A 12,422-nucleotide genomic window follows, 5' to 3' on the forward strand; every position below is an offset into this window, starting at 1 on the left:
TAACGTAAAGCCTGACCTACTTTAGCTAATTAAAAGCTAAAGTAGGTAACGCTAAACTAATTTTAAGACAATAAATCGTCGTTTGATGCTTCTGGTTTTGGTGCTCCTGCTGGTGCATCATCTCCTGAAGGTGTTGTGTTATCTGAGTTGTAATACTCTTCAAAAATCTCTTTCATGTCAATACCGTAACGGTCTGCAAAATTCTTTTGGATATCCACATCTTTTGCTCTAATCTCATGCAACGCCTCTGCATAACTGCGATAAACGCCTTGCATAACTTTTTCGTGCACTGGAATGTTGTCCATCATTTCTTGACGTGCTCTTGCACTTGCGGTATGCATTGATGCTAAGGTCTCTCCGATATGCTCATCTGTTTTAACTCCTAAATGCTCTAAAATAGCAGCAAACTCTTGATCTGTACGTGCTTTTAAAGCCACGACATAACCGTCGTAATATTTAAGACGCTCTTCTGTGTCTGACTTTAATTTAGCACGATGCGTTTGCAAATTACTACGTAATGAAGTCAATACTTTGATTGTTAAATTATGCTTGTGTACAAAACTATCTTTAGAGGCAGCAAGGGTTGTATAGGCGTTTTTAAGTCCTTCTAACTCTTCAACTTCTTGCTCTAGTTTTGTTACTTTTGATAACGCTTCAGAGTATTCTGTAGATTGTTTATCTGCAACTTCTTCTAGCGCTTGACGTGCTTGTTTAAGTAATGCGTATTGCGTTTCTAATTTAGCTTCAGTTTCGGCTTTTTTCTCTAAAGCTTTGGTATGGTTTTTAGAGGCTTCTACGATTGCATCTTGTAACTTATCTTCTACTTCTTTGATTTCTACCTCACGATTTTTAAGACGTGTTACTGCTGCTTGAGATTTGTACGACAACTCACTTAATAGTGTTTGTATATCTGCACTCTCGATACGTTCTTGAAACATTGCTTTTGCTTTGTTGTCTGCTCCTGCACGTACTTTTTCCGCTGCTTCTAAAGCTTTTTCAGCAGCTTTAATTTTGCTTTTACGTCCCCAAAGGTTATTCCACCATGTGTCAGGTTTGTTTTGCGCGTCTTCTAACTCGATTTTAGAACGCTCTAATGCTTTTTGAGCATCGTCAATTACTTTTTGTTCTTTATCATTTAATGATGAAAAACGCTCAAATAAAATACCAACCTCGTCTTGGTAATCTGTTAAGTCTTTAATAGCATCTAAAAGTGTGGTACGATCTTTTTCTGCCATACCAACAACGTCGTCCAACGTTGCGTTTAAGATTTTTTGACGACTTTCTGGATCGTCCTCTTGCGCTAATTTGGATTTCATGGTATCAATTGCTTTTCCCCAATTGACATCTACTTTCTCTGTTTTTTCGTTAGCGTTTGTTTCTAATAAATCAAAATCATCAGACATATATATTCTTGTTTTTAAGGTTGGACAAATTTTGTGTAAGCAATTTCGTTAAAAAATATTAGTTGTGGAAATATTTGTTGCTCATATTATAAGTATTAATTGTTATAAAAATGTTACAAATAATTTTGACCAATAAAAAGTAAGTATCTTTATAATAAAATTTTTAAAATGAAAAAATTAGCACTACCTATATTAACAATAGCCTTACTATTAACAAGTTGTAAAGGTGAACCTAAAACGGAAATTGTAAAAACTGAGGTTGACACTACAGAAACTGTTAGTAAAACTTTAGAAATTACACCTATTAGTCACGCAACAATGGTATTAAATTATGGTAACGAGACCATATATGTAGATCCTACAGGAGGAAAAAAAGCGTTTGAAGGTCAAAAAGACCCAACTATTATTTTAATAACAGATATACATGGTGATCATTTAAGTATTGACACTTTAAAAGAGTTGCAACTAAACAATGCCTTGTTAGTTGTGCCTCAAGCAGTAGCTGATACATTTGAAGCAGATTTTAAGCCTATGATGCGAATTATAGCTAATGGACAAACTGCTGTGGTAAAGGATATCCCGTTAGAAGCAATTGCAATGTATAATTTACCGGAAGACGAGACCTCTAGACATCCTAAAGGACGCGGAAATGGTTATATTTTAACTTTTGGTCGAGAACGTGTTTACATCTCTGGAGATACTGAGGATATTACTGAAATGAGAGCTTTACAAAATATTGATAAAGCATTTGTATGTATGAATCTACCTTACACTATGACTGTAGATAGTGCTGCAAGTGCTGTTTTAGATTTTAAACCTAAACAAGTATATCCATTTCACTACAGAGGGAAAAATGGTTTGAGTGATGTTGCTAAATTTAAAGCGTTAGTTAATGAAGGTAATCCTGATATTGAGGTTATCCAATTAGAATGGTATCCTGAAGAAAAATAATTATTATATTTGGAATTGTTATATCCCCAAATTGATAAAACATGACTTTAAATGTAATTATATCAGAAATTGATACTATTTGGCTACAAAAATTAACCACAATATTGTCCATAGCCTTATTGATAATGATTGTTTTGTGTGCCCTGAATATTTATAAAGTATACCAACTTAAGAAAGAGATTAAAAGACTTAAAACTAAACAACCATGATCCAAGCTTTTCAAATAATATATGGTATACTGTTTTTTACATTAGTGTTTTTATTACCTATTTACAGATCTTATATTTTAAGAAGAAAATGGAAAAAAGCATTACACCAATTTGATATTAAAAACAATGAAATTGAGAGCATAGATTTATTCAATTACAAAACTAATAATAATCATATTTATTAAAGTGAATACCCACTTAATGCTAAATTAAAAAAAATATAAACATGGATTTGTGGATGATACTTGCTTTTTGGATGCTTTGTTTTGCATTTGTTTTGATTATTGTTTTATTAATGAAAAAACAAATGAAAATAGATAGAAAAGAAATTGCGCTTGATCTGGAGAATAAAAAAATAGAAACGTTATTAAAATCACAAAAAGATAGCAATAACTATACAGATTTTACTGATGGTCATTTATATCAATAAAAAGAAGAGATAAAAAAAAGCAGACTAATTAGTCTGCTTTTTTTATGCTTAAAAATTAGTAAACTTATCTTACCAATTTTTTATACTTGATACGTTTAGGCATTAAATCTCCACCTAAACGTTTTTTCTTCTTCTCTTCATACTCACTAAATCCACCTTCAAAGAAATAGACTTGAGAGTCGCCTTCAAACGCTAAAATATGCGTACAAATACGGTCTAAAAACCATCTGTCGTGAGAGATTACTACTGCACAACCAGCAAAGTTTTCTAGTCCTTCTTCTAATGCACGTAATGTATTAACATCTAAATCATTGGTAGGCTCATCTAAAAGTAAAACGTTACCTTCCTCTTTAAGTGTCATTGCTAAGTGTAAACGGTTACGCTCTCCACCAGACAATAGTTTTACTTTTTTGTTCTGCTCACCTCCTGAGAAGTTGAAGCGACTTAAATAAGCTCTAGAATTTACTTCTTTTCCACCCATCATGATCAACTCTTGCTCATCACTAAAGTTTTGCCAAATGGTTTTTTCTGGATCAATATTAGAGTGTTTTTGATCTACGTAAGCAATTTGAGCAGTTTCTCCTACTTTAAACTCACCTTTATCAGGCGCTTCTTCACCCATTATCATTCTAAAAATTGTGGTTTTACCTGCTCCGTTTGGACCAATAACACCAACAATTCCTGCTTGAGGTAAATTAAAATTTAAATCTTCGTATAATAATTTATCATCATACGCTTTGCTTACACCAATCGCATCAATCACATTAGTTCCTAGACGTGGCCCATTAGGTATATAAATTTCAAGTTTTTCGTCAAGTTGTTTTTGATCTTGACTCATTAACTTGTCATAATTTTTTAAACGTGCTTTTTGTTTTGTTTGACGACCTTTAGCACCTTGTTTAACCCATTCTAGCTCACGCTCTAAAGTTTTTTGTCGCTTAGATGCTGTTTTGCTTTCTTGAGCCATACGTTTAGATTTTTGATCTAACCAAGACGAGTAGTTTCCTTTCCATGGGATACCTTCACCTCTATCCAATTCTAAAATCCATCCTGCTACGTTATCTAAAAAGTATCTATCGTGCGTTACAGCAATTACAGTTCCTTTATATTGTGCTAAATGGTGCTCTAACCAATGTACTGATTCTGCATCCAAGTGGTTAGTAGGCTCATCCAATAATAAAACGTCTGGCTCTTGTAGTAATAAACGACATAAAGCCACACGACGTCTTTCTCCTCCAGACAATACACCTATTTTTTTATCACCATCTGGCGTACGTAACGCATCCATAGCAATTTCTAACTTTGTGTCTAATTCCCAAGCATTAGATGCGTCAATTTGATCTTGAAGCTCTGCTTGACGATTCATAAGTTTTTCCATTTTGTCTGCATCACTGTAGACTTCTTCTAAACCAAACTGATCGTTAATTTTATTGTACTCATCAAGAATAGCAACAGTTTCTGCAGCACCTTCACGCACCACTTCCATAACTGTTTTGTCGTCATCTAATTGAGGTTCTTGCTCTAAATATCCTACTGAATAACCAGGTGAAAAGACAACATCTCCTTGATAATTTTTATCTACTCCTGCTATAATTTTAAGTAATGTAGATTTACCAGAACCGTTTAGACCTAAAATTCCAATTTTAGCGCCATAAAAGAAGCTTAAGTATATATTTTTAAGTACTGGTGTTTGAGCACTTTGAAATGTCTTGGTCAAACCAGACATTGAGAAAATTACTTTTTTATCGTCAGACATATAATTTTTAATTTATTTTTTAATTGCTATTTATTTAAGTCAAAAAGCTTTAAACGCGACCTTTAAGTGCATTAAATACCCAAGCTACAGCGAAAAAACCGACACCTACAGCTGCAAAACCCCATCCAGCAACATCGTCATATCTAAAAGCACCTAATGCTATTAATGCTAATCCTACTATTATCATTATTGTGGTAGCCCAAGCTAACACAGTATTTTTATTCATTGCCATAATCTGTTTTTAGTAAAATGTGAATTACAAATATCGTTTATTTTAACAAAAAAAGCATCCTATTTAGGATGCTTTTTTGATAATATTTACACAAAATTAAGCCATAGGGACTTCAATAAAAAGTAATTGTGCACTGCTTTTAGTATTAATTGTAAAACTATCTGTCTCTGATACACCTAAAGCATCTCTGCTAGATAAATCATTATCGTTAATAACAACATCTCCAGAGATTGTCATTATGTATGTTCCGTGTGATTTACTTATGGCTTTATAAGTGTAATCTTGACCTTGGGCTAAATCTATTCTGGACAACTTAGCATCTTGGTGTATTTTCAAACCTTCGTCTTGATTATCAATAGATGACACTATGGTCTGTAACTTACCTTGTCTATCTTCCGCATTAAAAAAACGTTGATCATAACGAGGAGTAACATTTGTTTTGTTTGGTATAATCCAAATTTGAAACAAGCTTAAATACTCGTCTGTTTTAGCATTCATTTCTGAATGCATTAATCCACTACCAGCACTCATAATTTGCACTTCTCCAGATTGAATGGTTTCCCATTTATTTCCCATAGAATCCTTATGTTTAAGCGTCCCTTTTAAAGGTATCGTGATAATTTCCATATTATCATGTGGATGCGTACTAAAGCCCATACTTGGTGCGATAACATCATCATTTAATACACGTAAGGCTCCAAATTGATTTTTTTCGGGATTATAAAACTGTGCAAAACTAAAACTGTGATTAGCTTGCAACCAACCATGATTTGCAAAACCACGATCTGATGCTTTATGTAGTATTGTTTTCATAATTAAAAACTTATTATCTCATTTTATCTAGTAAATCGCTTAGTAAACCAGCTTCGTCTTCCGTTAACTTATCGATTAAATTATGTGATGGATTGTTGGGCTTAATTTTATCCAATAAATCCAATCCACTTTTAGTAATTTCAATTAAAACTACACGTCTATCCTCTGGAAAAGCAATACGACTAATTAATTTTTTATCACAAAGTTTATCCGTCAAACGCGTTAAATTTGGTGCTCGTTCTACCATGCGCTCCTTTATAGTTTGCACTTTTATTGGCTCCTTTGCTCCTCTTAAAATCCTTAAAATATTATATTGTTGCGGAGACAAACCGTAGGTTTTAAAAAAGTCGTTTTGATAACTAGTAATATAATTTGCTGTATACAGAATATTTAGCATGGCTTTTATCCTGTTATTTTCAAATTTAGAATTAATGTCTTTGGCAAAATCACCCATGACTTTTAATTTATTATTTATGTATTAAAGACGTTCTGCTAAAGTATTAACAGCTTCTAGTAGTGATGTTTTCAGGTCTGCATCAACAATTTTGTCTTCTTTAAAATTATCATTAAATGATGGTAAGCTAAATTTAGCAACAATGTTTGCATCATGAATTGGGAATCTGTTTTCTGCAATTTCAAAGACTGATTGTCCTCCTCTTGCTCCTGGAGACGTGCTCATTAATAACATTGGTTTTTGCTTAAATAATTTAACATCAATCCTAGACATCCAATCAAACAAACTTTTAAATATTGCAGTATAAGCACCATTATGCTCTGCTAACGAAATGATTAAACCATCCGAAGCAATTATTTTATTTAACAATTGTTGCGCATTGTCTGGAATTCCAGATTTACCCTCTAAATCCACGCTATATGTTGGTACATCAAAATCGTTTAAATCCAAAACTTCAACTTCTGTGTTTTTTAATAAAGAAGATGCGTATGTTGCTAATTGTTTGTTGATTGAAGTCTTACTATTACTTGCTCCAAATGCTATTATATTTTTCATCTGTAAATTTATTTTATACAAATATACAAAACATATGTTACATGGAAACTAATTCCTTGTTTAATATTTAAAACGAAACAAATTAACTTAAATAGTGTTAGGTAATTAAAAGCAGAATTATTGAATATAGCGTACAATTAAAAAATTGTAGTTTTATTAGACTATTTTCTTTTGTATTTTTACAACAAACAAAATAACTACAATGGATATTAACTTCAATAAAAACGAAGATCATAACAAATTATTACTTTCTGAACTTAAAACCAAACTAACCAAAGTCAAGTTAGGTGGTGGAGAAAAACGTATAGAAAAACTTCATGCACAAGGTAAAATGACCGCAAGAGAACGTGTTAATTACCTTTTAGATAGCAACAAAAAAAGTATCGAAATTGGTGCTTTTGCAGGAGAAGATATGTACGCAGAACATGGTGGTTGTCCTTCTGGAGGTGTTGTAGTTAAAATGGGTTACATTAAAGGTAAACAATGTATTGTTGTTGCCAATGATGCTACAGTAAAAGCTGGAGCATGGTTCCCTATTACAGGAAAAAAGAATTTACGTGCTCAAGAATTAGCAATTGAAAACAAATTACCAATTATATACTTGGTAGATTCTGCTGGTGTATACTTACCAATGCAGGACGAAATTTTTCCAGATAAAGAACATTTTGGACGAATTTTTAGAAATAATGCCATAATGAGTAGTATGGGAATTACCCAAATTGCTGCAATCATGGGAAGCTGTGTGGCTGGTGGTGCCTATTTACCAATAATGAGTGACGAAGCTATAATTGTTGATAAAACGGGAAGTATTTTTTTAGCAGGAAGCTATCTAGTTAAAGCTGCAATTGGTGAAACAATAGATAACGAAACACTTGGTGGTGCAGACACGCATTGCGAAATTAGTGGTGTTACAGATTATAAAGCTAAAGACGATAAAGATGCTTTAGAGAAAATCAAACGTATTGTAGACAAAATTGGAGATTATGACAAAGCTGGTTTTAACCGAAATGAGCCACAAAAACCAAAAGAAAATCCACAAGACATTTACGGAATTTTACCAAAATCTAGAGCAGATCAATATGATATGAAAGAGATTATCAAACGATTAGTTGATAACTCAGAATTTGATGAATATAAACAGGACTACGGAAAAACTATTATTACTGCTTACGCAAGAATTGACGGTTGGGCTGTAGGTATTGTGGCTAACCAACGTACTTTAGTTAAAAACGCCAAAGGAGAAATGCAATTTGGTGGTGTAATATATAATGATAGTGCAGATAAAGCGACACGTTTTATTGCTAATTGCAACCAGAAAAAAATCCCATTAGTCTTTTTACAAGATGTCACTGGTTTTATGGTTGGAAGTAAAAGTGAGCACTCTGGTATTATAAAAGATGGTGCCAAAATGGTTAACGCTGTTAGTAATAGTGTTGTACCAAAATTTACTATAATTTTAGGTAATAGTTATGGAGCAGGTAATTACGCTATGTGCGGAAAAGCTTATGACCCTAGATTAATTGCTGCTTGGCCAAGTGCAGAACTGGCAGTTATGAGTGGTAATAGTGCTGCAAAAGTTTTATTACAAATAGAAACTGCATCGCTTAAAAAGAAAGGTGAAACGATTACTAAAGAAAAAGAAGACGAGTTATTTAATAAAATTAAAGCTAGATACGATAACCAAGTATCACCTTACTATGCTGCAGCACGTATTTGGACAGATGGCGTAATTGATCCATTAGATACAAGAACTTGGATTAGCATGGGAATTGATGCTGCAAACCACGCTCCTATCGAAAAACCTTTTAACATGGGTGTTTTACAAGTATAGGTAAATGAAAAAACGTAGTTTATTTTTACTAATTATCACTTTTATAATCAGCTTTGGACTTTACCAAGTCTATGTATTTTATTTTGATAATAATGACAACATACAGTCTATTTATTTAGTACCTAAGGATGCAGTTTACATTATAGAAAGTCAAAAACCAATAAACAATTGGGATGCTATAAGTAAAAATGATATTTGGAAACATTTAAACACAAACACATATTTTAATACCCTTGCCACAAACTTAAATAAGTTAGATACTATATTTAAGCAAAAGCAAGGGATTTTTAATCGTATTGGAAACAGAGAAATATTAATTTCAGCACACGTTTATGCTCCAAAGCAATATGGCTTTTTATATGTAGTCGATTTACAAAAAATAGCAAAGCTAAATGTTATTAAAAACAACTTAAATACTGTTATAAATAGCAATTATAAAGTTAGTAAACGCTATTATAAGGAAAATGAAATCACGGAGATTTACGACGTTAAAAAACACGAAACCCTTTATATAAGCTTTATTAAAAACCAAATGATTGCGTCCTATACGCATACTTTAGTTGAAGCCTCAATTGATCAATATAGTAATCCTGAGATTGGTAGAAATCTTAATTTTATTGAAGTCAAAAAACATGTTGGTTATAACGATATGTTTCGTTTGTACTTTCAATATGATTATTTAGATGAATTTGTTAATGTCTTTTCTGATACACCTGGAGATTTAACTAAAACACTTAGTCAAAGTTTAGAATTTAGTGGTTTTAGTTTTGATTTAGAAAAAAACGCTATTGTAGCTAATGGTATTACAAATACTAATGATCAAGCTTCAACGTATTTAAAAGCGCTTCAAAAATCAGGACAAGGTAAACGTACCATTAAAAACGTAGTTCCTAATAATACTGCAATTTACTTAAGCTTCGGTTTTAAAAGTTTTGAAGATTTTTATTCTAATTTCGAAACTATTCAAAAAGAAAATCCTGAACAGTTTAAAAGTTATGCTGAAGGTACTTCTCAAATAGAAAGCTTTTTAAAAATAAATCTCAAAACCCATTTTATGAGTTGGATTGATGACGAGATTGCTTTAATTCAACTTCACTCTAATGTATCTGACTCAAAAAAAGATGTCGCTTTAATATTAAAAACAAAAGCAATTGACGATGCTAAAGACAACTTAGATTTTATATTAGAACAAATTAGAAAACGTACACCAGTAAAATTTAAAGAAGTTAATTACAAAGGATACGCCATAAACTTTATGTCTATCAAAGGTTTTTTCAAAATTATTTTAGGCGATTTATTTTCAAATATTGAAAAACCTTATTTTACAATTATTGACGATTATGTAATATTTAGTAATGAGCCCAATACCTTAAAAAGTATAATTAATGCTTACACAAACAAAGAGACCTTAAACTATTTTAAAGCCTTTAATGACTTTGATAACAGGTTTAATAATAAGTCTAGTGTGTTTGCTTACATTAATACACCTAATTTATATAATACAGCTTATGACTTTGTAAATATTGCAACTAAAAAACAGCTAAAAACTAATAAAGATTACTTTATCTGTTTTCCGCAAATAGGCATACAATTAACACCAAGCAAAAACGACTTTAAAAGCCAATTAATACTAGAGTATCAAACGCCTGAAAAAGTTAAGTCTAGCTATACTTTTGAGGATGATAAACCAAAAACAATTATTACTAATTCTATTAATCTTACACAAGAGAACATTAATAAAGCTACCGTTTTTAGCATCCCAGAATTATATCCTTCTGATTTAACTGCTCAAATTTTTACAAAAAAATACTCTAACGGAAACCCACGTTTTTCTGTTGAATTAAAAGATGGATTAAAACATGGTAGCTACAAAGCGTATTATCAAAATGGAAATTTAAAAATTTCGGGTAAATATAGAAAAGACAAACAAGTTGGCACTTGGAAAGCGTATGATATTAATGAAAATTTAATTTTTAAAACACGTTTTTAAATACTAACTTTAAAAACAAAACCAGCCACTTTGATTTATAAAAAAATAGTTTTTCTAGTTACGCTACTTGCTTTTGCTACAAGTTTTTCTCAATCTACAGATTTTAAACCACTTTTAAAAACGGATTATACCATTAAAAAAAATGTAGATACACTTCATATCAAATATCCATTACACGCTAACGTTACTAGAGACAAAACCATAAAAAGTAAGGATACGACCGCTTTAAGTTTTGTTAAGGATTTTGATTTATTTAAAAATAATTACTTTTTAAGACAATATAAAAGCTTAATTTTTAAGCAAGATAGTAGTGCAATAATTTACCAATGGAAAGAACCTATTGTTGTTTACTTTGATCACAACATTCCGCAGGAAATCACAAAAAATATAAGTCAGTTTATTTTATCAATTCCCGAAATAGATAATTTAAACATAACTATTAGCAAAGATATAAACAAAGCTAATTATTACATCAAAATAGCAAATCAAGAGGTATCAGCTTTAACCGACAAGCAAAAAGCAGAAGTGCCAAAAGACCTTATTGACACCTATCCTTTTTCTAAAATAATACACGATTGGAATGGTGATTATAATTATAAAATGTACTCTGGTGTATTACAAATTAGTCCATCCTATATTAACGATCCACAATTATTGGATAACCTTAAAAAAGTGTTTTTTATCTCATTAATACAGTCTAAAGACTATCGTGTTTATGACAACACCTCTATATTATCATCTTCCAACTCCAATTTTTCAACTCTTGGTGCAATTGATATTGTGCTACTTAAATACCATTACAAAAACTTATATAAATTTAAAGTAGACTATACTGTTTTTACAGCATTAGAAAACTATTACAAACAATTAGCCAATGACTAAATCACTACTTATAGCCATTATATCACTAACTTTAGTGCAATTTGTACAGGCACAAACACCACACCAAACTAAAAACGTCCAATACAGGATGTCTATAAAACAGTTTAAGGCTAAATATAAAACGCCATTAACTGCAAAAGACACTTTAAACTTTGTTTATGTTAATAATGACACCATGGTTATTGTAAAGGATTATGTCCGTAAACCTGGTGCTAGTGTACCTTACCAATATAAAGACTCTACATTTTTAGACGTGTATAAAACCATAGCATTTAATCATTACAAGGATTCTGTTAGCAAAAAAACCACCATGAAATATTGGAAAGACGACATTGCTATTTTCTTTTCCAATTCTGTAGATAAAAAAGTTAAAAAAAAATTTATGGCTTTCGCCGAAAAGACTTTACAACACGTTGATTCTTTATCCATAAAAGAAGTCAAACATGTCGAAGACTCTAATTATATTGTTTATTACAATGATGGTTTTGAGTACGAATCAAGAATGAGCAATTATAGCAAATCCGACTTCTACATGCATTGGAACAATAAAAATCAAATTTATAGATTATCTATTAGACTTATAAAGGAAGACTTTTTTACACCTAAATTACGCTTAAGTGAATTAAAAAAATATTTTATAAAATCATTAGGGCATTTTCAGTTTAACCAAAGTATAGACAACAATCACTTTTTTTCTGGTAGTCATGATAATGATTATCAATTATCAGATTTTGATACTGAAATTATTAAATACCATTATTCCTACGGAATATGTAAAGGTACCAACTTAGAAACATTTGAAGACAATCATAAAAAAGCAAAAGAGTTATTAAAAAACAAGCAAATATTACTGACCTTTTATCATGAGTTTGAATAAGTTTTAAAACTGTAATCATAAAAAAAGGAACACTAAATA

13 protein-coding genes are annotated in these 12,422 nt (G+C 31.3%); 7 read left to right on the forward strand and 6 right to left on the reverse strand.

The genetic code is table 11. The annotated features are described in order from the left end of the window. Window positions 1-62 precede the first annotated feature (62 nt). Window positions 63-1,403, reverse strand: a complete 1,341-nt coding sequence (locus tag JM82_RS06120; RefSeq protein WP_145001836.1) for a microtubule-binding protein — start codon at window positions 1,401-1,403, stop codon at window positions 63-65. A 168-nt stretch (window positions 1,404-1,571) separates the two neighbouring features. On the opposite strand from JM82_RS06120, the gene JM82_RS06125 reads away from it, so the two are divergent. The 3 genes from JM82_RS06125 to JM82_RS06135 all read left to right on the forward strand — a co-directional run bounded on the left by JM82_RS06125 (window position 1,572) and on the right by JM82_RS06135 (window position 2,993). Beyond that, a complete protein-coding gene (locus tag JM82_RS06125; RefSeq protein ID WP_145001837.1) occupies window positions 1,572-2,354 on the forward strand; it encodes an MBL fold metallo-hydrolase in 783 nt (260 codons plus the stop codon). A 205-nt stretch (window positions 2,355-2,559) separates the two neighbouring features. Beyond that, window positions 2,560-2,748: a hypothetical protein gene (locus JM82_RS06130; protein WP_145001838.1), complete on the forward strand. Its 189-nt coding sequence runs from the start codon at window positions 2,560-2,562 to the stop codon at window positions 2,746-2,748. A gap of 41 nt (window positions 2,749-2,789) precedes the next feature. Beyond that, window positions 2,790-2,993, forward strand: a complete 204-nt coding sequence (locus JM82_RS06135) for a hypothetical protein (RefSeq protein WP_145001839.1) — start codon at window positions 2,790-2,792, stop codon at window positions 2,991-2,993. Window positions 2,994-3,057: 64 nt separating this feature from the next. Here the strand turns inward: JM82_RS06135 and ettA are convergent, their stop codons facing one another. The 5 genes from ettA to JM82_RS06160 all read right to left on the reverse strand — a co-directional run bounded on the left by ettA (window position 3,058) and on the right by JM82_RS06160 (window position 6,803). Further along, complete coding sequence (gene ettA / locus JM82_RS06140; RefSeq protein WP_145001840.1) at window positions 3,058-4,749, reverse strand: energy-dependent translational throttle protein EttA; 1,692 nt, start codon at window positions 4,747-4,749, stop codon at window positions 3,058-3,060. Window positions 4,750-4,798: 49 nt separating this feature from the next. Next, complete coding sequence (locus tag JM82_RS06145) at window positions 4,799-4,981, reverse strand: CAL67264 family membrane protein (protein WP_028281998.1); 183 nt, start codon at window positions 4,979-4,981, stop codon at window positions 4,799-4,801. A 96-nt stretch (window positions 4,982-5,077) separates the two neighbouring features. After that, complete coding sequence (locus JM82_RS06150; protein WP_186439187.1) at window positions 5,078-5,794, reverse strand: pirin family protein; 717 nt, start codon at window positions 5,792-5,794, stop codon at window positions 5,078-5,080. Between the two features lie 13 nt (window positions 5,795-5,807). Next, complete coding sequence (locus tag JM82_RS06155; RefSeq protein WP_145001842.1) at window positions 5,808-6,248, reverse strand: MarR family winged helix-turn-helix transcriptional regulator; 441 nt, start codon at window positions 6,246-6,248, stop codon at window positions 5,808-5,810. Window positions 6,249-6,272: 24 nt separating this feature from the next. Further along, a complete protein-coding gene (locus JM82_RS06160) occupies window positions 6,273-6,803 on the reverse strand; it encodes an NADPH-dependent FMN reductase (RefSeq protein WP_145001843.1) in 531 nt (176 codons plus the stop codon). 202 nt (window positions 6,804-7,005) lie between these two features. Here JM82_RS06160 and JM82_RS06165 point away from each other — a divergent pair, with 202 nt between their 5' ends. Genes JM82_RS06165 through JM82_RS06180 form a run of 4 tightly spaced genes read left to right on the forward strand, consistent with a single transcriptional unit; the run spans window position 7,006 to window position 12,383 of the window. Next, complete coding sequence (locus JM82_RS06165) at window positions 7,006-8,634, forward strand: acyl-CoA carboxylase subunit beta (RefSeq protein ID WP_145001844.1); 1,629 nt, start codon at window positions 7,006-7,008, stop codon at window positions 8,632-8,634. Window positions 8,635-8,638: 4 nt separating this feature from the next. After that, window positions 8,639-10,624 carry a DUF3352 domain-containing protein gene (locus JM82_RS06170; protein ID WP_145001845.1) on the forward strand — a complete coding sequence of 662 codons (1,986 nt, stop codon included), beginning with the start codon at window positions 8,639-8,641 and terminating at the stop codon, window positions 10,622-10,624. Between the two features lie 30 nt (window positions 10,625-10,654). Beyond that, a complete protein-coding gene (locus JM82_RS06175) occupies window positions 10,655-11,506 on the forward strand; it encodes a hypothetical protein (RefSeq protein ID WP_145001846.1) in 852 nt (283 codons plus the stop codon). Continuing rightward, window positions 11,499-12,383: a hypothetical protein gene (locus JM82_RS06180; RefSeq protein WP_145001847.1), complete on the forward strand. Its 885-nt coding sequence runs from the start codon at window positions 11,499-11,501 to the stop codon at window positions 12,381-12,383. The genes JM82_RS06175 and JM82_RS06180 overlap by 8 nt, the downstream gene beginning before the upstream one ends. The last annotated feature ends 39 nt before the right edge of the window (window positions 12,384-12,422 follow it).

Origin of the sequence: Olleya sp. Hel_I_94 (assembly GCF_007827365.1) — a bacterium.
In the GTDB taxonomy this organism is placed as follows: domain Bacteria; phylum Bacteroidota; class Bacteroidia; order Flavobacteriales; family Flavobacteriaceae; genus Olleya.

Bases quoted from the DNA above. Each gene is read 5' to 3' on its own strand.
- JM82_RS06150 (WP_186439187.1), bottom strand. From the start codon at position 5,794: ATGAAAACAATACTACATAAAGCATCAGATCGTGGTTTTGCAAATCAT.
- JM82_RS06180 (WP_145001847.1), top strand. From the start codon at position 11,499: ATGACTAAATCACTACTTATAGCCATTATATCACTAACTTTAGTGCAA.
- JM82_RS06120 (WP_145001836.1), bottom strand. From the start codon at position 1,403: ATGTCTGATGATTTTGATTTATTAGAAACAAACGCTAACGAAAAAACA.
- JM82_RS06170 (WP_145001845.1), top strand. From the start codon at position 8,639: ATGAAAAAACGTAGTTTATTTTTACTAATTATCACTTTTATAATCAGC.
- JM82_RS06130 (WP_145001838.1), top strand. From the start codon at position 2,560: ATGATCCAAGCTTTTCAAATAATATATGGTATACTGTTTTTTACATTA.
- JM82_RS06125 (WP_145001837.1), top strand. From the start codon at position 1,572: ATGAAAAAATTAGCACTACCTATATTAACAATAGCCTTACTATTAACA.
- JM82_RS06145 (WP_028281998.1), bottom strand. From the start codon at position 4,981: ATGGCAATGAATAAAAATACTGTGTTAGCTTGGGCTACCACAATAATG.
- JM82_RS06160 (WP_145001843.1), bottom strand. From the start codon at position 6,803: ATGAAAAATATAATAGCATTTGGAGCAAGTAATAGTAAGACTTCAATC.
- JM82_RS06135 (WP_145001839.1), top strand. From the start codon at position 2,790: ATGGATTTGTGGATGATACTTGCTTTTTGGATGCTTTGTTTTGCATTT.
- ettA (WP_145001840.1), bottom strand. From the start codon at position 4,749: ATGTCTGACGATAAAAAAGTAATTTTCTCAATGTCTGGTTTGACCAAG.
- JM82_RS06165 (WP_145001844.1), top strand. From the start codon at position 7,006: ATGGATATTAACTTCAATAAAAACGAAGATCATAACAAATTATTACTT.
- JM82_RS06155 (WP_145001842.1), bottom strand. From the start codon at position 6,248: ATGGGTGATTTTGCCAAAGACATTAATTCTAAATTTGAAAATAACAGG.